Here is an 18,074-nt window from a genome sequence, read left to right as displayed (position 1 = left end):
ACATTGACGGACTGGGCACTGGTGGAGGCGACCACAGCGGAACTCCCTTGGCTTGCGGGCGAGAGCAGCCGCCACCCTTTTCGCGCGCATACCGAAGCGGCGCGTCGATCCACGAGGCGACGACCACCGGACACGGCGTGTCCGGTACAGCGGCAGGTCTTCGGACTCGCAAGCACCGGAGCCCCTGGGCGCCGACCTACCGGCCGTCGCTTCCCGGACATGAGTCCAGTGCGAATGACGGCTTTCGTTCCTGCTCACCGCTGCGGGACAGTCCCGGAATTCCACCGGGTTCCCTCTTCACCGCGCAACGTGCGTTGCGCCAGGTGTCGACACCGGCGGCGGCGCGGGGGCTCCCGTCGTCCTCGCCACCGGCGAACCAGCTGCCGGGACAGCATACGGTGCCCGGCCCGGCGACCGGCCGCCCGGGCCGGGATACCCCACGGGTCCGGTCCGCGCGGGACTATCATGAGCGCGCAGCTGGTTCACGGTCACCAGCGCGGGCCGGTCCCCCGACCCGCGGTGATCGTGTCGAAACCGGCGTGCCGGACCTCCGGCCGTCGGCGAGAGGGAACCCGGTGGGAATCCGGGACTGTCCCGCAGCGGTGAGCGGGAACGACCGCCGTCAACACGCACTGGGTAGCCGCCCGGGAAGCGACGGCCAGTAGGTCGGCCGAGTCAGGCCGGTGCCCGCGAGTCCGAAGACCTGCCCGCTGTGCCGGACACGCCGTGTCCGGCGGCCACCGCCTCGTGGACCGGGCGCGCGACCGCTTCTCCGACCCGCCCCGACGACGTCTCGTCGAGCTCCCGGTGGTCGGTGGACGACGCTGCCCGGACAGGTCGGCGGCCGTCCGCCCCGCACTGGAGACGATGATCGTGGCAGTCCCGCCCACTCCGTTCACCGCGACCGTTCTCGGCCTGCCCCGGATCGGGCCGAACCGGGAACTGCGCCACGCCGTCGAGGACTATCTGACCGGCGCCATCGACGCCGACCGCCTGCACAGTGCGGCCCGCGAGCTGCGGCTGGCGCATCTGAGCGTGCTGGCCGCGGCGGGCCTGGACTCGATCCCGGTCGGCACCTTCTCCTACCACGATCAGATGCTCGACACCGCCGCCCTCTTCGGCGCCCTGCCGTCCCGGGTCCACGACATCGCCGACCCGCTGGACCGCTATTTCGCCGCCGCCCGCGGCACCGCCACCCTCGCGCCGCTCGAGCAGGCAGCGTGGTTCGGGACCGACTACCACCACCTCGTCCCCGAGATCGACGCCGACACCCGGTTCACCCTGCACGCCGAGGCGCTGCTCGCCGAGGTGGCCGAGGCCATCGACCTCGGTGTCCCCGCCCGGCCCGTCGTGATCGGCCCGCTGACCTTCCTGAAGCTCGCGCGCCACCGCGAGGGCGAGGCGCTCGACCGGCTCGCCGAGCTGATCCCCCGCTATCGGGAACTGCTCGTCGCACTGGCCGACGCGGGCGCGAGCTGGGTCCAGCTCGACGAACCGATCCTGGGCACCGAGCTCACCGTGCGCGAGATCGCGCACCTGCGCACCACCTACGCCGCCCTGGCCAGCGCACCCCATCGGCCCGCGCTGCTCGTCGCCGTGCCCTTCGGGCGACCCGGCGCCGCGCTGGCCGCGCTGGCCGACATGGGCATCGACGGTGTCGCGCTCGACTTCACCGCGGGCACGACCCTCGAGGCGGTGGCCTCGGTGCCCGCGCTCACCCGCAAACTGCTGGTGGCCGGGGTGGTCGACGGCCGTGACGTCTGGCGCACCGATCTCGACGCCGCGCTGAGCACCCTGGGTTCGCTGCTGGGCAGTGCGGGCTCGGTGGCGGTGTCGAGCTCCTGTTCGCTGCTGCACGTCCCGTACTCGCTGGCCCCGGAAGCCACCCTCGACGCGCGGCTGCGCTCGTGGCTGGCCTTCGGCGCGGAGAAGGTCACCGAAGTCGGCATCCTGGCCGGTGCCCTGGCTAAGGGGACGGAATCGGTGGCCCCCGAACTCCGCGCCGCCCGCGCGGCCCTGCGGGCGCGCCTGGCCCACCCGCACGACGACGCCCCACCCACCGGCCACACCGAACACGGCTGGGTCCAGTCCTCCGGCGCGCACTGTGTGCGTCCGCCGATCCCGTTCCGCGCGGCCACCCGGCCCGCGGTCACCGCTCCCGGGCACAGCACGCCGGGCATCCGAAACGAGGTCAGCCGAGCATGATCGTCCGCGTGAATCCGACGGCGCGTACGCGCCGCGTGCTGGCCGCGCTGAGCACGGTCGGCGCGCTGGTGGCCGGACTGACCGCCTGCGGCGGCACCGACTCCCCCGACGCCGGGACCGAGACGACCGCGAGCGCGCCGGGCCGGACCAGCTATCCGTTCACCCTCGACAACTGCGGGGTGCGGGTCACCTTCGACAAGGCGCCGACCAGGGCGGTGTCGCTGTATCAGGCGTCCGCGGAGATCCTGCTCTCGCTCGGGCTGGCCGACCGGATGGTCGGGACCTCCACCTGGTTCGACCCGGTCCTGCCCGCCCTGGCCGCCGACAACGCGAAGGTCCCCCGTCTCGCCGACAACGACCCCTCGCTCGAGACCGTGCTCGCCACCGAACCCGACCTGGTGACCTCGGCCAGCGCGCACACCTTCACCCCCGCGATCGTGGCCGAACGCTCGCGCTTCGCCCAGCTCGGCGTGCCCACCTACCAGTCGCCGTCGGTGTGCACGGGCGCGACGGTCGAGGGCGAGACCGTCACCCGCACGGCGCCGCTGACCATCGACACCCTCTTCCAGGAGATCACCGAGCTGGCCCGCATCTTCGACGTGCAGGACCGCGGCGCCCAGCTGGTCGACGAGTTGAAGGCACGACTCGCGGCGGCCACCGCGACGCCGCCCGCCGCACCCGCGCCGACCGTGGCGTTCTGGTTCTCCGGCATCAAGACCCCGTACATGGCGGGCTGCTGCTCGGCCCCCGGCCTGTACGCCACCGAGGTGGGTGCCCGCAATGTCTTCGCCGACCAGCGCGAGGACTGGCCCGAGATCAACTGGGAGGCGGTCGTCGCCGCCGATCCCGAGGTCCTGGTGCTGGCCGATCTGAGCCGTCAGCGGGTCGACGGTGACGCGCTCGCCACCAAAATGGCCTTCCTGGAATCGAATCCGGCGACCAGCCGCATGCGGGCGGTCCGCGACAAGCGCTATGTCGTGATGACCGGCTCCGAACTCGACCCCGGCATCCGCGAGATCGACGCGATCGAGAAACTCGCCGCCGGTCTCGCGGCGACCCGCTGACCCGGCGCCCGGGTACCATCCGCACGGCGAATGTCGAGGGAACTCCGGTGCGAATCCGGGGCTGACGCGCAACGGTAACGGCCCGCGCGGGCCGAAGCCCGATCACTCGACGTTCGCCGCAGCACGTGTTTCGAGGCTCCGCGGTCGAGCCCTGACGAAGGAGTTCACGCGCGATGCGCCTGGCTTTCCGGCACCTGCGTGCCATCTCCGTTCTCACCCTGGCGGTAGCGGGCTGCGGGTCGGCCGACCCCGGCGGCGACACCACCGCCAGCACCGACGGATTCCCGCTGACCCTGCAGAACTGCGGGCGCTCGGTGACGATCGACGCGCCCCCGCAACGGGCGGTCTCGCTGAATCAGGGTTCCACCGAGATCCTGCTCTCGCTCGGCCTGGCCGATCGCCTCGTCGGCACCGCCACCTGGACCGACCCGGTGCGCGCCGACCTGGCCGAGGCCAATGCCACCGTGCCGCGACTTGCCGACAACAAGCCCTCCCTCGAGGTGGTACTCGACGCCGAACCGGACTTCGTCTCCGCGTCCTTCGGCGGCACCCTGGGCCCCGGCGGGGTCGCCGACCGCGACCGGTTCGAGCAGCTCGGCGTGCCCACCTATCTCTCGCCCACCGATTGCGACGGCAAGTCGGCGGTGAGCGTCAACTCCGACGGCGCCCGCACCGAACCGCTGCGCATCGACTCGGTCTACACCGAGATCCGGCAGCTGGCCGCGATCTTCGACGTCGCCGACCGTGGGGAGGCGCTGGTCGCCTCGCTGCAGCAGCGACTCGCCGCGGCCGCTGCCACCGCGGGCGCGCACCCCGACACCTCCATCGCCTACTGGTTCTCCGACCTGAACACCCCGTACATGGCCGGATGCTGCGGTTCCTCGGGCATCATCACCGCCGCGGTCGGCGCCCGGAACATCTTCGCCGACACCACCGACGAGTGGCCGCAGGTGAGCTGGGAAGCCGTCGCCGACCGCGATCCCTCGGTGCTGGTACTGGCCGATCTGAGCAGGCGCACCATCGAGGGCGACGCCCTCGACAGCAAGATCGCCTTCCTGAAATCCCACCCGGTGACCTCGCAGCTGACCGCTGTGCGGGAGGGGCGCTTCGTCGTGGTCAACGGCGCCGACCTCAACCCGTCGTTGCGCACCGTGGACGGCGTGGAGAAGCTCGCCGCGGCGCTGGCGCAGTGGGGACCGGTCCGCTGACCGGCCTCGCACCCCGGCGCGGCACCGCCGTCATGGCGCTCGCGCTGGTGGCGGGCTGTGTGCTGCTGGTGTTCTCGATCGCGATCGCGTTGACCATCGGCCCGGCGAATCTGTCGGTCGGTGAGGTCTACGCGGTGGTCGGCGAGCATCTGGGCTTCGGTGAGTCCGGGGTGAGCCGGATCAAGGACGGCATCGTGTGGGAGCTGCGGCTGCCCCGGACCCTGCTGGCCGCCGTGTGCGGTGCGGGGCTGGCGCTGTGCGGGACCATCCTGCAATCGGTGCTGCGCAATCCGCTCGCCGACCCGTTCGTGCTCGGCATCTCCTCGGGCGCCTCGACCGGGGCCGTGCTGGTCGCGGTGCTCGGGCTCGGCGCTGGCTCGATCTCGCTGGCCGCCGGGGCGTTCGGCGGCGCGGTGGCCGCGTTCGCGCTGGTCCTGGTGCTGGCCGCGGCGGCGGGCGGCGGCACCGCGCGCATCGTGCTGGCGGGCGTGGCCGGGACACAGCTGTTCTCGGCGCTCACCTCGTTCATCGTGGTCTCCAGCGCCGACGCCGAACAGACCCGTGGCGTGCTGTTCTGGCTGCTGGGTTCGCTCGCGGGCGCGGACTGGGCCGATGTGGCCGTGTGCGCCTCGGTGACCGCGGTCGGTCTGGTGCTCTGTCTCGGTCGCGCGGCCGCGCTGGACGCGTTCACCTTCGGTGCCGCCTCGGCGGCCGCGCTGGGCATCCCGGTGCGGGCCACCCGCGCGCTGCTGCTCGCCGTCACCGCGCTGACGACCGCGGCCCTGGTCAGCGCGGCCGGGGCGATCGGTTTCGTCGGACTGGTCCTGCCGCACGCGGCACGCTTCGTGGTGGGCCCTCGACACAGCAGGCTGCTGCCCGCGGCCGTGGTCGCGGGCGCGGTGTTCACCGTGTGGGTCGATGTGGTGGCGCGCACGGTGTTCGCGCCCACCGAGATTCCCGTCGGCGTGGCGACCGCGCTCATCGGGGTGCCCGCCTTCATCGCGCTGCTGCTGCGGAATCGGGCGATGGCATGACCCTGCGCTCGGAGAAACTGCGCTGGACGCGCGGCGGTCAGCTGATCCTCGACGGCATCACCGTCGAGCCGGTCGCGGGCGAGACGATCGGCCTGCTCGGGCCCAACGGTTCCGGCAAATCGTCACTGTTACGGCTGCTCAGCGGTATCGGCCGTCCCGACAGCGGCCGGGTGCTGCTCGACGACGTCGACCTGACCACCCTGCGCCGCAACCGGATCGCCCGCCGGATCGCGGTCGTCGACCAGCACGCCGACACCGAAGTCGACATCACCGTCGAGGACGTGGTCTCCCTGGGCCGCATCCCGCATCGTGGCGTCTTCGGCGGTGACGCGGGCGCCGATGCCGAGGCGGTCCGCGAGGCCCTCGCCCACACCGGGATGACCCACAAGGCGGGCGATCGCTGGCACACCCTCTCGGGCGGTGAGCGTCAGCGCACCCAGATCGCCCGCGCGCTGGCCCAACGCCCCCGCGAACTGCTGCTCGACGAACCGACCAACCATCTCGACATCCGCCACCAGCTCGACATCCTCGCCCTGGTCGCGGCCCTGCCGGTCACCAGCTACATCGCCCTGCACGATCTCAACCTGGCCGCCATGTTCTGCGACCGGCTGCTGATCCTCGACGGCGGCCGCGTCGTCGCGCTGGGCACGCCCGCCGAGGTGATCACCGCCGAGCTGGTCGAGCGGGTCTACCGGGTCCGCGCCCAGATCACCGCCGATCCGGAGCACGGCTACCCGGTCGTCTCCTTCCGGCCCGATCGGCCCGGCGGACCCGACCGATCGGACTTCACCGCCGACACCGAACCCGAGGCCGGTCAGCGGTAGATCCGTCACAGCGCGGCGAGCACACCGATCGCGGCCGCGATCAACACCGCCATGAGCAGCACCACCACGGCGATGGCGCCGATGCCGGTGGGCGGGAACCGGTGACTCGTCCGGGGTTCGGGCGCGGACAGTCCGGAGGTCTGCGCCGTCTCCGGTGGCGTGGCCCCGGGCGCCACCCCACCTCCGGGCTCGAGATCGGGAATCCGGGTGGGATCGGGATCCATCGACGACATGAGTCCACCTTCCTTCCATCGCTGAGAAGCGGTCTCCCTCTCGCCCTACCCGGGCCCCCGATCCTCAATCACCCGCGCGACCCCGCGCTGTTTCGGCGGCCGGGAGCGGGTATGCGCCTCGCAGACCCCGACCGAGGAGGAATGCCATGCCCCAGCACCCGCTGTCCGGAAAGACCGTCGCCATCCTGGCCACCGACGGTGTGGAACAGGTCGAGCTCGTCCAGCCGCGCAGCGCGGTCGAGCAGGCCGGTGCGACCACCGAGCTGCTGTCGCTGCGATCCGGTTCGATCCAGGCCATGAACCACGACGTCGAACCCGGCGACACCTTCCCGGTCGACCAGGTCGTCGGCCAGGCCAGCCCCGACGACTACGACGCCCTGCTGCTCCCCGGCGGCACCACCAACCCCGACAAACTGCGCCAGGACCCGGCCGCCGTCGGTTTCGTCAAGGAATTCGTCGCCACCGGCAAGCCCATCGGCGTGATCTGCCACGGCCCGTGGACCCTGGTCGAAGCCGACGCCGTACGCGGCCGCACCCTCACCTCCTACCCCAGCGTCCGCACCGACATCCGCAACGCGGGCGGCACGGTCGTCGACCAGGAGGTCGTCACCGACAACGGCCTGGTCTCCAGCCGCAACCCCGACGACCTCCCCGCCTTCTGCGCGAAGATCGTCGAGGAATTCGCCGAGGGCCGCCACTGACCGACCGCGGATTCCGGCCTCAGCTCAGGGTTTTCAGGGCGGCGGCGTCGTAGGGGCGGACTTCGTCGAGGCGGCCGGTGAGGAGTTTGGCCGCCCAGTCGGGGTCCTGGAGGAGGGCGCGGCCGATGGCGACGAGGTCGAATTCGTCGCGTTCCATGCGGTCGAGGAGGTTGTCGATGCTGCCGAGTTCGGCACCGTGGCCCGCGAAGGCGCGCAGGAAATCGCCGTCGAGGCCGACCGAGCCGACGGTGATGGTGGGCTTGCCGGTGAGCTTCTTGGTCCATCCGGCCAGATTCAGGTCCGAACCCTCGAATTCGGGCAGCCAGTAGCGGCGGGTGGAGGCGTGGAAGGCGTCGACGCCCGCGGCGGCGAGCGGGGCCAGGATGGCCTCGAGGTCCTGCGGCGTCTCGGCCAGGCGCGCGTCGTAGGCCTCCTGCTTCCACTGCGAGTAGCGGAAGATCACCGGGAAGGTGGGCGAGACGACGGCGCGGACCGCGGCGACGATCTCGGCCGCGAATCGGGTGCGGGCCACGGGGTCGCCGCCGTAGGAGTCCTCGCGGCGGTTGGTGCGCGACCACAGGAACTGGTCGAGCAGGTAGCCGTGGGCGCCGTGCAGTTCGACACCGTCGAAGCCGATGCGCTCGGCGGCCGCGGCGGCATCGGCGAAGGCGCCGATGACATCGTCGAGATCGGCGCTGGTCATCGCCTTGCCGGTGCCCTCGGTCCCGTCGACGCGGATGCCGGACGGACCGACCGCGGGTGCGTCGGCGACGGGCGGTTCGCCCTGCTTGCGGACCATGCCGATGTGCCACAGTTGCGGCACGATGGTGCCGCCCGCCGCGTGCACGTCGGCGGCAACCTTCGCCCAGCCTGCCAGCTGGTCCTCGCCGTGGAAGCGCGGCACCCGGTCGCTCTGACCGGCCGAGTCGTGGCCGACATAGGTGCCCTCGGTGACGATCAGGCCCACGCCCGCCGCCGCGCGACGCGCGTAGTACGAGCGCACATCGTCGCCGGGGATGCCGTCGGGCGAGAACATCCGCGTCATCGGCGCCATCACGATGCGGTTCGGGACGGTCAGTCCGTTGATGTCGACGGGCCGCGACAGGACCTCGGCCGTGCGCGAGGTGTCGGTGACGATCACTGGCTGCTCCTGATAGCTACTTGAGAATGTCGAAGGTTGAGAACTTCAAGCAACGCTAGGCGTAGATATTTGAGATAGTCAAGTTTCTGCGGATAGAGTGGTCATATGACCGCCGTGACCCCGACCGGGAAAGACCAGCTCATGGAGTTGCTGTCGGTGTCGCTGGGTGTCTACTACGGCGATTTCACCGTGGCCGCGGCGAGCGAGAACCTGACCGCCAGCCAGGGCAAGACCCTCACGGTGCTGCGCCGTGGTCCCGTCGCCATGCGCGCGCTGGCCGAGCGGATGGCCTGCGACGCGTCCAATGTCACCGGCATCATCAATCGCCTGGAGAAGCGCGGCCTGGTCCGCCGCGAGACCAGCGCCACCGACCGCCGGGTGACCACCCTCGTCATCACGCCCGAGGGCGAGCGCGTCGCCGACGCCATCCGCGCGAAGATGCACGTCACCAGCACCGGTCTGGACCGCCTGGACGAGCAGGAGCGCGAGCAGCTGCGCGCGCTGCTGAAGCGCGTCTTCCTCAGTTGACCCAGAGGTTCCACTCCAATTGCCGCTCGCCGAGCGGATCAGCCCGCTCGGAACAGCGTTCGCAGGTCGTCGACGAAGGCGGAGTATGCCTCGGTCCGGTCCGGCGCGCGCAGGACGGCGGACGGGTGGACGGTGACGCCGACACGGAAGGGATCGTCGTCGACGACGTGGCCACGCAGCTCGGTGACCTTGGCTTTCGGGCCGAGGACGGCGTGGGTGGCGATGGCACCGAGGCAGATCACCAATTCGGGGGCGACCAGGTCGAGTTCGGTGTTCAGCCAGGGCGCGCAGGCGACGATCTCGGTGCGGCGCGGCTGCTGGTGGATGCGGCGTTTGCCGCGCTGTTCGAAGCGGAAGTGCTTGACCGCGTTGGTGAGATACAGCGTGTCGCGGTCGACGCCGAGGTCGTCGAGGGCGCGGTCGAGCAGGCGACCCGCCGGGCCGACGAAGGGGTGGCCGTCGAGATCCTCGTCGTTGCCGGGTTGTTCGCCGATGAGGACGGTGTGCGCGTGGGCGGCGCCGTCACCGAAGACGGTCTGGGTGGCGTCGCGGTAGAGGTCGCAGCCGTGGCAGCGGTCCGCGGCCGTGCGGACGGTGTCCAGGTCGTCGGTGTCCGGAATGTATTCGGCCGCACCGGGATAGGTCGTCACGATGCCACCGCCTCGGACAGCTCGGGCACCCGGGTCACCGCGGCACCGGCGTGGTCGGCCAGGTGGGCGAAGGTGATCGCGTCGCGCACGGCCGCGACGCCGTGGTCGTTGTTGAAGTAGACGTAGCTGTCGGCCCGCGCGGGAAAGGCGTCGTGCAGTCGGCCCACCCAGGTCTTCAACGCCTGCCGCCCGTAGTGCGGTGCGGGTGCGGCGCGCCCGGCGTGCAGGCGCAGGTAGGCCCAGTCGGTGGTGCGCCACAGCGGCGTGACCGGCCGGGAATCGCGGTCGGCCCAGGCCAGGGCGGCCCCGCCCGTTTCCAGGACCGCGCGGATCTCGTCGGTCCACCACGACTCGTGCCGGGGTTCGACCGCCACCCGCGTCGAGGCGGGGAAACAGCGCAGGCAGGCGTCGAGCAGGTCCGCGTCGGCCCGCAGGGTGGGCGGGAGCTGGAGGAGGATCGGCCCGAGCCGGTCACCGAGACCCTCGGCCCGGTCGAGCAGGCGCGCGACCGGCTCGTCGGGGTCGCGCAGGCGCTTGATGTGGGTGAGATACCGGCTGGCCTTCACCGCGACCACGAAGTCGTCGCCGGTGCGCTCCCGCCACGCCGCGAACGTCTCGCGGCTCGGCAGCCGGTAGAAGGCATTGTTCGATTCGACGGTCGCGAAGGCCCGCGCGTAGTGCTCGAGCCAGCGCCGCACCGGCACGTCCGGCGGATACAGCACCCCGCGCCAATCCCGGTACTGCCAGCCGGACGTGCCGACGCGCATCACCATCGCGACCGCCTCCTCAGACCTGCGCGCGCAGCAACTCGTTCAGCTCGCTGTCGTAGAAATCGAGGAACGCGTCCATGTCGGGGCCCGCGTTCATCAGCACCACGCGGTCGTATCCGGCCTCGACCGCCTCGCGCACGGCGTCGACATAGCGCTTGGGGTAGTTGCCGCAGATCATCGCCTCGAGCATGTCCTCCGCGCGTACGGTGGTGGTCGCGGCGGCGAAGTTGGCCGGATTGGGCAATTCGCTCATCACCTTCCAGCCGCCGACCGACCACCGGTTCGTCGACAGCGCGGCCTCGGCGCCGGTGCGCTCGTCCTCGGCGAAGGCGACACCCACCTCGAGGTAGCGCGGTCCCTCGCCGCCCGCCTGCTGGAAGGCTTCGACGAGTTCGGGTTTCGGTTCGGTCGCGAACAAGCCGTCACCGAGTTCGGCGGCGAGTTCGGCCGCGCGCGGACCGCCCGCCGCGACCGCGATCGGCGGCGGTGTCTCGGGCAGGTCGAACACCCGCGCGTCCGACAGCGACAGATATCGCCCGTCGTAGCTGCGATAGCCGCCGCGCCAGAGCAACCGGATGATCTCGAGCGCCTCGCGCAGCATCCGCTGTCGCACCCGCACCGGCGGGAAGTCGCCGCCGACGATGTGCTCGTTGAGCCGCTCCCCCGACCCGATGCCGAGGGTGAAGCGCCCGTCGGACAGCAGTGCGGTGGTGGCGGCGGCCTGGGCGATGATCGCGGGGTGGTAGCGGATCATCGGACAGGTCACGCCGGTGGCCAGCCCGATCCGCTCGGTGCGCGCCGCGATCGCGCCGAGCACGGTCCACGCGAACGGCGAGTGGTTCTGGTTGTCGAGCCACGGGTGGAAGTGGTCGCTCATCTCGACGAAATCGAAGCCGACCGCTTCGGCCCGCACGGCCTGGCGCACCAGTTCGTGGGGACCGAAGGCCTCGGCCGCCAATTTGAAACCGATCTGCATGGCGAACCCTTTCGCAGTGGGTCAGGCGCGACCGAGGGCGTGGGCCAGTTCCTGCTTGTTCATCTTCGAGCGGCCGTCGATATTGCGCTTGCGCGCCTCCGCGTAGAGCTCGTCGCGGGTCTTGCCACTGCCCTGGGCCCGCTGACCGCCGCGCTTGCTCTTGGTCTCCCCGTGCTGGGACCGAGTCTTGTTCACCGTGGCCGCGGCGATCTCCTCGGCCCGCTTCTCGCTGCGGCCACGTGCGCGCTCGGACTTCTTGATGTCCTGGTACTGCCGTTCACGCTTGGCACTCCACGTCTGCTGGGGCATGACCTGCACCTCCTGGTCCGGCGGACATTCTGTTGGCGCCATACCCGCGTGGTCGTCGGGGAAACAGCGCCTGGTCAGTCCCGCAGACCGGCGCGTAACCGATCACGTTCGGCGGTCAGCCGCGCCACGGTGTCCTCGAGTTCGAGGATGCGGGCGACGGTGTTCAGGGTGACGCCCTCACTGGTCAAGCTGGTGATGCGATGCAGCCGGGCCAGGTCGTCACCGCTGTAGCGGCGGGTGCCGCCGGTGCTGCGCGCCGGGGTGATGAGCCCGTGCTGCTCGTAGAGGCGCAGCGTCTGCACGCCCACTCCGGCCAACTCGGCGGCCACCGAGATCGCGTACACCGCCTGCCCGGCCGTGGGCAGACCTTCCCACTCCAGCGCCATGGAAGTCCTCACCTCGTCATCACCGCGTACATCTCCAGATTAACTGCTGCCAGACCTTGCACTCACCTACCGAGAGTGCTAAATAATATCTATGTCAGGTGCCAGAGATAACCTGATGACAACGCTATCGAGATTGGAGTGAGTGGAGGTGGCGACCATGTTGATGCGCACCGATCCTTTCCGTGAGCTGGACCGGTTCACCCAGCAGGTCTTCGGCACCGCGGCCCGGCCCGCGGCGATGCCGATGGATGCCTGGCGTGACGGTGACGACTTCGTCGTCGAATTCGATCTGCCGGGTATCGACCCCGACTCCCTGGACCTGGATGTCGAACGCAACGTGGTGACCGTACGCGCGGCGCGACCCGCCCTCGACGCCGAGCGGTCGATGATCGCGGCCGAACGTCCTCGCGGCGTGTTCAGCCGCCAACTGTTCCTCGGCGACAACCTCGACACCGACCGCATCCGCGCCGACTACTACGACGGCGTCCTGCGACTGTCGATTCCGGTCGCGGAGAAGGCCAAGCCCCGCAAGATCGAGATCTCGCGGCCGCGCGAACAGCAGGCCATCAGCGTGTGATCGCAGGTCCTGTCGACACGCGGCTGCGTCTTCAGGACAGGTGACGAGTGGGCGGGCGGGTGTATGCCCGCCCGCTCATCGCCCGAGCAAATCGTCGACGCGGATCGGTAGGTCGCGCACGCGCACCCCGGTGGCGTGGTGGATCGCGTTGCCGACCGCGGCGGCGGAGCCGACGATGCCGATCTCGCCGATGCCCTTGCTGCCCATCGGGTTGACGTGTGGATCGTGTTCGTCGATCCAGCTCACGTCGATCTCGCCGATATCGGCGTTGACCGGGATGTGGTAGCCCGCGAGATCGTGGTTGACCACCTGCCCGAACCGCGTGTCGAACTGGCTCTCCTCGAACAGTGCCATCGACACGCCCATGGTGATCCCGCCGAGGAACTGGGAGCGCGCGGTGAGCGGATTGATGATGCGGCCCGCGGCGAAGACCCCGACCATCCGTGGCACGCGGATCTCGGCGGTGTCGACATCGACCCTGACCTCGGCGAAGTGCGCACCGAAGGCGTGGGTCGAATACTGTTCGCGCGCTGGGCCTTCGGAGGCTTCCACGGTGACCTCCGCGCCCTCGGCGGGCGTGGTCCCGTGTTGGTCTCGGAAGGCTCGCGCGGCCGCGACCACGGCCGATCCCCAGGAGGCCATGCCCGTGGAACCACCGGCGACGGTCCCGGTGGGCAGGCGGGAATCACCGATGCGCAACGCGATCCGGTCCTGGTCGACGTCGAGTGCGTCGGCGGCGATCTGGCCGAGCGTGGTCCAGGTGCCGGTGCCGATGTCCATGGCGTCGATGGCGACTTCGTAGCGGTCGCCGGTCCAGCGGACCCTGGCGCTGTTGCCCGCGGACACGTCGGCCGGATAGGTCGCGGCCGCGACTCCGGTGCCGACCAGCCAGCGTCCTTCCCGTCGGGAGCGCGGCGTCGGGTCGCGGTCGGCCCAGCCGAAACGCTCGGCGCCGGTGCGCAGACATTCGACCAGACCACGGCTGGAGAACGGGCGCCCCGATTCCGGGTCGACCTCGGGTTCGTTGTGGATGCGCAGCGCGATGGGGTCCATGCCGAGGGCGACGGCGAGTTCGTCCAGGGCGGTCTCGGCCGCGTACATGCCCGGGCAGTGGCCCGGCGCCCGCATCCACGACGACACCGGCACGTGCAGGGGCGCGAGGCGATGGGAGGTGGCCCGGTTCGCCGCGGAGTACATGATCCGGGTGCCGATCGCGGTCTGCTCGGCGAATTCCTTGACCGTGGAGGTCTGTTCGAGCACCTCGTGCGCGATCGCGGTGAGTGTGCCGTCGCGGTGCGCGCCGAGCCGCACCCGCTGGATGGTGGGTGTGCGGTACCCGGCCAGCGAGTACAGCTGCTGGCGGGTCAGCGGCAGTTTCACCGGCCTGCCGTCGACGAGTTTCGCGGCCATCGCGGCGAGCACGATATTGGCGTGCGGTTCGCCCTTCGACCCGAAACCGCCACCGACATAGGGCGCGACGACCCGCACCTGTTCGGGTTCGAGCCCGAACAGCGACGCGATCGTGGCGCGGACCACGTGCGGGCCCTGAGTGGAGTCGAACAGGGTGAGAGTGTCGCCGGTCCACTGCGCGATGGTGGCGTGCGGTTCCATCGGATTGTTGTGGACCATCGGGGTCGTATAGGTGTGGTCGACGGTGACCGGCGCCTGGGCCAGCGCGGTGTCCACGTCGCCGATGGAGGTGTCGGAGGCGAAACCGCCGCTCACGTCGTCGGGCCGGTAGAGGTCGTCGCGGTCGGTGCCGAAGGCGAGGTCGGCGGGTTGCTCGTCGTAGGTCACCCGCACCCGCGAGGCGGCCTCACGGGCGATCTCGGGACTGGTCGCCACGACCGCGCCGATGAGCTGGTTGCGGAAGGCGATGTCGCCGTTCTGCAGGATGAACAGTTCCTGGTCGTCGTCGGAGACCAGCCGGGCGGCATTGTGCTGGGTGAGCACGGCGACGACGCCGTCCATGCGCTCGGCCTCGCTCGGATCGATCTCGCGCACGCGACCATGGACGATCGTGGCCTGGATCGGGAAGGCGTGCAGGGGATCTCGTTGCGGGTGTTCCATGGCGTAGGGCGCGCGGCCGCGGAGTTTGGCCGGTCCGTCGAGGCGGGTGGGCGAGGTGCCCATGGCTCGGGGCTGGACGGTCATCGTGCCTCCCGCCCGGCCAGGTCACGCAGGGTCGCCACCAGGACCGCTCTGGCGAGGGGGATCTTGAAGGCGTTCTGGCGCTGTGGTCGCGCGGCGGCCAGTTCGGCGTCGGCGGCGGCGAGGAAGCTCTGTTCGGTGGCGGGTGCGCCGCGCAGCGCGTCTTCGGCGGCGAAGGCACGCCACGGTTTGTGCGCGACGCCGCCGAAGGCGATCCGCGCGGCGCGTACGACACCGTCGTCGAGGTCGAGGGCTGCGGCGACCGAGACCAACGCGAACGCGTAGGACGCGCGATCGCGCACCTTGCGATAGGTCGAGCGGGTCGCCCAGGCGAGGACGGGCAGGTCGACGGCGGTGATCAGATCGCCGTGGTCGAGCACGGTGTCGCGCTCGGGTTCGGTGCCGGGTAGGCGATGCAGGTCCACCACCGGGATCGCGCGTTCGCCGTCGGCGCCGAGGACGCGGACCGTGGCGCCGAGCGCGGCCATCGCTACCGCCATGTCCGAGGGATGGGTGGCGATACAGTCCGGCGACGCGCCGAAGATGGCGTGTTCCCGGTCGAAACCGCCGATCGCCGCGCATCCGCTGCCCGGCTCGCGCTTGTTGCACGGCACGGTCGGGTCCTGGAAGTAGGCGCAGCGCGTGCGTTGCAGCAGGTTGCCGCCGGTGGTGGCGAGATTGCGGAGCTGGGGTGAGGCGCCCGCGAGCAGGGCGGCCGAGAGCATCGGGTAGCGGGCGCGGATGAGCGGGTGGGCGGCCAGGTCGGCATTGCGCACGGCCGAGCCGACGCGCACGGTGCCGTCGGGGCGCTCGCTCACCTCGTCGAAGGGAAGCCTGCTGACGTCCACCAGTCGTCCGGGCGCGGTGATCCCGAGTTTGAGGTGGTCGACGAGATTGGTTCCGGCACCGAGGAATACGGCGTCCGGGTCGGCGCGCACGGTGCCCACCGCGGCGGCCGCGTCGGTGGCGCGCTCGTAGGCGAACTCCCTCATCGGCCCGCCTCCTGGATCGCGGCGACGATGTTCGGGTAGGCGCCGCAGCGGCACAGATTACCGCTCATCCGCTCCCGGATCTCCTCGGCGTCGAGGGTGATCCCGCCCGCCGCGTCGTCGGTGACCAGGCTCGGCGCGCCCGCCTTCACCTCCTCGAGCATGCCGACGGCCGAGCAGATCTGGCCCGGCGTGCAGTAGCCGCACTGGAAGCCGTCGTGGGCGAGGAACGCCTGTTGGACGGGGTGCAGGTCGTCGCCGTCGGCGAGTCCGTCGGCGGTGAGGATGGTGGCGCCGTCGTGAGCGACGGCCAGTGCCAGGCACAGGGTGGCCCGGCGGCCGTCCAGCAGTACCGTGCACGACCCGCACTGCCCGTGATCGCAGCCCTTCTTCGGGGTGGTGATCGCGAGCTGCTCGCGCAGTACGTCGAGCAGGGTGGTCCGGGTGTCGACCTCGACCGCCCTGGGTTGCCCGTCGACGGTCAAGCTGATCTGTGCGCGCATCGAACGGCCTCTCGTCCGGGGACATCGATTCCATCGACCAACGCGGCCCGCCGTCTCCGGCCTGCCACCAGCGTTCCCGTGCGCGGTGTGCGCCGCACACCTCCGCCACGCTACCAACGCAGCGTGGCGAGGTGGCGGAACCGCCGGACTACCGGCCGGACACGACGCGCTTCTGACCCTCGTGCAGCAGTGCGAGCGCGCAGTCCACCGACTGGGCCAGCACCGCCTCGGGATCGCCGTCGAAATCGCGGTGCACCGCCCACGCGGCGTCGCGGGTGGCGACGGCGCACCAGACCGATCCGGCCGGTTCGCCGTCCTCGGGGCCGGGCCCGCCGACGCCGGTGGTCGCGACGGCGACATCGGCGTCGGTCAGCTCCCGCACACCCGTGGCCATCGCGAGCGCGGCGGTCTCGGACACCACCGGCACCTCCGGCACGCCCAGGACCTGCTGTTTGACCAGCACGGAGTAGGCGACCACCCCGCCGCGGAACCACTGGGCCGAGTCGGGTGCGGCGCTGAGGGCGGCGGCGAGAGTGCCGCCGGTCAGCGATTCGGCGACCGCCAGGGTCAGGCCGTGACGCTCGGCGAAGTCGCCGACTTCGGACGCGGTGGTCATCCCGTCTCCCTTCGGTCTCCTCGCAGCACCGTATCCGTTGCCGGGCGCCGCGCGGTCACCGCGCGCCGACCTCCTCGCGCTCGGGGGCCACCGCGCTGTCGCGGTCGCCGCCGATGATCGAGGTGGGGATCTTCGGCAGGGCGTTGGGGTGGTTGCGGGCGAGCCAGTCCAGCAGTTCCTCGCGGACCGCGCAGCGCAGGGTCCACGCGTCGTCGGCGTTGGAGGTCGACATGGCCGCGCGCACGACGATGTTCACCGGGGTGCTGTCGGTGACCAGCAGACTCCAGGTGCGGCGGTCCCATTCGGACCTGCCGCGCAGGTACTCGTGCAGATGTTCGCGCAGCACGGGAACCGGCGTGCTGTGGTCCAGATGCAGCAGGACGGTCCCGGTGACCTGCGGTCCACCGCGCGACCAGTTCTCGTAGGGCTTGCTGTTGAAGTAGGAGACCGGCATGGTGAGCCGTCGGTCGTCCCAGATCCGCACGGTGAGGAAGGCCAGGGTGATCTCCTCGACGGTCCCCCATTCGCCTTCCACCACCACGGTGTCGCCGATCTTCACCGAGTCGCCGAAGGCGATCTGCAGTCCCGCCATGAGATTGCTCAGCGTGGACTGGGCGGCGACACCGGCGATGATGCCGATGACACCGGCCGAGGCCAGCATCGAGGTGCCCAGGGTGCGCAGGCTCGGGAACAGCAGCAGGATCGCCACCGCCGCGGTGGTCACGACCAGCACCGAGGTGATGACGCGGCGCACGAGTCCCAGCTGGGTGCGCAGCTGACGCACCCGGGAGGTGTCGCTGGTGCGCTCGGCGTAGCGGCGCAGCAGGTTCTCCGCGACCGCGTCGGCGAGCCGGACCACCAGCCAGGCCGCCGCCAGCAGTGCGGCGGTGGCCAGCACATTGCGGATCACCACGTCCTGACGCAGGTCCAGCTCCGCCAGCGGATAGGCCAGATGCAGGGCCAGCGTGGCGAGCAGCACCTGCAACGGCAGCTGGGTGCGGCGTAGCAGCATCGGCATGTGGGTGTCGGGCCTGCGACGCGCGGCGAAACGCAGGCCCCGGTCGACCAGCAGTCCCGCCAGCATCGTGATCGCCATCGTGACGAGCACGACGATCAACGGCCGAACGATGTTCTCCACGAGATCGAACTCCTCTCGCTTGTCTCCCCCGGACCCGCTGTGCCGCCGTCTGTTCCGACGCCCACGGTCCG

At 70.9% G+C, this 18,074-nt stretch carries 20 protein-coding genes and 3 riboswitches; of the genes, 8 read left to right on the top strand and 12 right to left on the bottom strand.

The window, feature by feature from the left end:
- Window positions 1–134: 134 nt before the first annotated feature.
- Window positions 135–331: riboswitch (cobalamin riboswitch) on the bottom strand.
- A 187-nt stretch (window positions 332–518) separates the two neighbouring features.
- Window positions 519–725: riboswitch (cobalamin riboswitch) on the top strand.
- Between the two features lie 142 nt (window positions 726–867).
- From QC180_RS25865 to QC180_RS25845, 5 genes are all read left to right on the top strand, one after another.
- A complete protein-coding gene (locus tag QC180_RS25865) occupies window positions 868–2,205 on the top strand; it encodes a hypothetical protein (RefSeq protein ID WP_278265417.1) in 1,338 nt (445 codons plus the stop codon).
- Window positions 2,202–3,269 carry an ABC transporter substrate-binding protein gene (locus QC180_RS25860; RefSeq protein ID WP_278265416.1) on the top strand — a complete coding sequence of 356 codons (1,068 nt, stop codon included), beginning with the start codon at window positions 2,202–2,204 and terminating at the stop codon, window positions 3,267–3,269. The genes QC180_RS25865 and QC180_RS25860 overlap by 4 nt, the downstream gene beginning before the upstream one ends.
- A gap of 11 nt (window positions 3,270–3,280) precedes the next feature.
- Window positions 3,281–3,429: riboswitch (adenosylcobalamin (AdoCbl) riboswitch) on the top strand.
- 13 nt (window positions 3,430–3,442) lie between these two features.
- Entirely contained in the window at window positions 3,443–4,477 is a 1,035-nt protein-coding gene (locus tag QC180_RS25855; protein WP_278265415.1) for an ABC transporter substrate-binding protein, read from the top strand.
- Window positions 4,478–4,509: 32 nt separating this feature from the next.
- The gene (locus QC180_RS25850) at window positions 4,510–5,511 is read left to right on the top strand and encodes a FecCD family ABC transporter permease (protein WP_278265426.1); all 1,002 of its coding nucleotides are present in this window, start codon (window positions 4,510–4,512) and stop codon (window positions 5,509–5,511) included.
- The gene (locus QC180_RS25845) at window positions 5,508–6,335 is read left to right on the top strand and encodes an ABC transporter ATP-binding protein (RefSeq protein WP_278265414.1); all 828 of its coding nucleotides are present in this window, start codon (window positions 5,508–5,510) and stop codon (window positions 6,333–6,335) included. The genes QC180_RS25850 and QC180_RS25845 overlap by 4 nt, the downstream gene beginning before the upstream one ends.
- 5 nt (window positions 6,336–6,340) lie before the next feature.
- On the opposite strand, the gene QC180_RS25840 is transcribed toward QC180_RS25845, so the two are convergent.
- A complete protein-coding gene (locus QC180_RS25840) occupies window positions 6,341–6,568 on the bottom strand; it encodes a DUF6480 family protein (protein ID WP_278265413.1) in 228 nt (75 codons plus the stop codon).
- Between the two features lie 146 nt (window positions 6,569–6,714).
- Here QC180_RS25840 and QC180_RS25835 point away from each other — a divergent pair, with 146 nt between their 5' ends.
- Window positions 6,715–7,269, top strand: a complete 555-nt coding sequence (locus tag QC180_RS25835; RefSeq protein WP_278265412.1) for a type 1 glutamine amidotransferase domain-containing protein — start codon at window positions 6,715–6,717, stop codon at window positions 7,267–7,269.
- A 19-nt stretch (window positions 7,270–7,288) separates the two neighbouring features.
- On the opposite strand, the gene QC180_RS25830 is transcribed toward QC180_RS25835, so the two are convergent.
- On the bottom strand, window positions 7,289–8,410 hold the full coding sequence (locus QC180_RS25830) for an NADH:flavin oxidoreductase (protein WP_278265411.1): 1,122 nt from the start codon (window positions 8,408–8,410) through the stop codon (window positions 7,289–7,291).
- A gap of 105 nt (window positions 8,411–8,515) precedes the next feature.
- Between QC180_RS25830 and QC180_RS25825 the strand changes: the two genes are divergently transcribed.
- Window positions 8,516–8,938, top strand: a complete 423-nt coding sequence (locus tag QC180_RS25825) for a MarR family winged helix-turn-helix transcriptional regulator (protein ID WP_278265410.1) — start codon at window positions 8,516–8,518, stop codon at window positions 8,936–8,938.
- A gap of 38 nt (window positions 8,939–8,976) precedes the next feature.
- Here QC180_RS25825 and QC180_RS25820 read toward each other — a convergent pair whose 3' ends face one another.
- From QC180_RS25820 to QC180_RS25800, 5 genes are all read right to left on the bottom strand, one after another.
- Window positions 8,977–9,591 carry a UdgX family uracil-DNA binding protein gene (locus tag QC180_RS25820; RefSeq protein ID WP_474646538.1) on the bottom strand — a complete coding sequence of 205 codons (615 nt, stop codon included), beginning with the start codon at window positions 9,589–9,591 and terminating at the stop codon, window positions 8,977–8,979.
- Window positions 9,585–10,361, bottom strand: a complete 777-nt coding sequence (locus tag QC180_RS25815) for a DUF72 domain-containing protein (protein ID WP_278265408.1) — start codon at window positions 10,359–10,361, stop codon at window positions 9,585–9,587. The genes QC180_RS25820 and QC180_RS25815 overlap by 7 nt, the downstream gene beginning before the upstream one ends.
- A gap of 13 nt (window positions 10,362–10,374) precedes the next feature.
- Entirely contained in the window at window positions 10,375–11,334 is a 960-nt protein-coding gene (locus QC180_RS25810; protein ID WP_278265407.1) for a TIGR03557 family F420-dependent LLM class oxidoreductase, read from the bottom strand.
- A gap of 21 nt (window positions 11,335–11,355) precedes the next feature.
- Window positions 11,356–11,643: a plasmid stabilization protein gene (locus tag QC180_RS25805; protein ID WP_278265406.1), complete on the bottom strand. Its 288-nt coding sequence runs from the start codon at window positions 11,641–11,643 to the stop codon at window positions 11,356–11,358.
- Window positions 11,644–11,717: 74 nt separating this feature from the next.
- Window positions 11,718–12,029 carry a MerR family transcriptional regulator gene (locus tag QC180_RS25800; RefSeq protein ID WP_278265425.1) on the bottom strand — a complete coding sequence of 104 codons (312 nt, stop codon included), beginning with the start codon at window positions 12,027–12,029 and terminating at the stop codon, window positions 11,718–11,720.
- A gap of 157 nt (window positions 12,030–12,186) precedes the next feature.
- Here QC180_RS25800 and QC180_RS25795 point away from each other — a divergent pair, with 157 nt between their 5' ends.
- Complete coding sequence (locus tag QC180_RS25795) at window positions 12,187–12,606, top strand: Hsp20/alpha crystallin family protein (protein WP_278265405.1); 420 nt, start codon at window positions 12,187–12,189, stop codon at window positions 12,604–12,606.
- A gap of 75 nt (window positions 12,607–12,681) precedes the next feature.
- On the opposite strand, the gene QC180_RS25790 is transcribed toward QC180_RS25795, so the two are convergent.
- The 5 genes from QC180_RS25790 to QC180_RS25770 form a co-directional block, all read right to left on the bottom strand.
- Entirely contained in the window at window positions 12,682–14,760 is a 2,079-nt protein-coding gene (locus QC180_RS25790) for a xanthine dehydrogenase family protein molybdopterin-binding subunit (RefSeq protein ID WP_278265404.1), read from the bottom strand.
- Window positions 14,757–15,749, bottom strand: coding sequence for an FAD binding domain-containing protein (locus tag QC180_RS25785; protein WP_278265403.1), 993 nt, complete (start codon window positions 15,747–15,749; stop codon window positions 14,757–14,759). Before QC180_RS25785 ends, QC180_RS25790 begins: the two co-directional genes overlap by 4 nt.
- Window positions 15,746–16,249, bottom strand: coding sequence for a 2Fe-2S iron-sulfur cluster-binding protein (locus tag QC180_RS25780; RefSeq protein WP_278265402.1), 504 nt, complete (start codon window positions 16,247–16,249; stop codon window positions 15,746–15,748). The genes QC180_RS25785 and QC180_RS25780 overlap by 4 nt, the downstream gene beginning before the upstream one ends.
- Before the next feature lie 148 nt (window positions 16,250–16,397).
- Window positions 16,398–16,865: a CinA family protein gene (locus QC180_RS25775; protein WP_278265401.1), complete on the bottom strand. Its 468-nt coding sequence runs from the start codon at window positions 16,863–16,865 to the stop codon at window positions 16,398–16,400.
- Window positions 16,866–16,920: 55 nt separating this feature from the next.
- Entirely contained in the window at window positions 16,921–18,003 is a 1,083-nt protein-coding gene (locus QC180_RS25770) for a mechanosensitive ion channel family protein (RefSeq protein ID WP_278265400.1), read from the bottom strand.
- Between the last annotated feature and the right edge of the window lie 71 nt (window positions 18,004–18,074).

The sequence above is a fragment of the Nocardia anocheti genome (genome assembly GCF_029675105.1).
Classification (GTDB): domain Bacteria; phylum Actinomycetota; class Actinomycetes; order Mycobacteriales; family Mycobacteriaceae; genus Nocardia.
The sequence above is the reverse complement of the archived record's forward strand: the minus strand, read 5'-3'. Positions and strand labels throughout refer to the sequence as shown.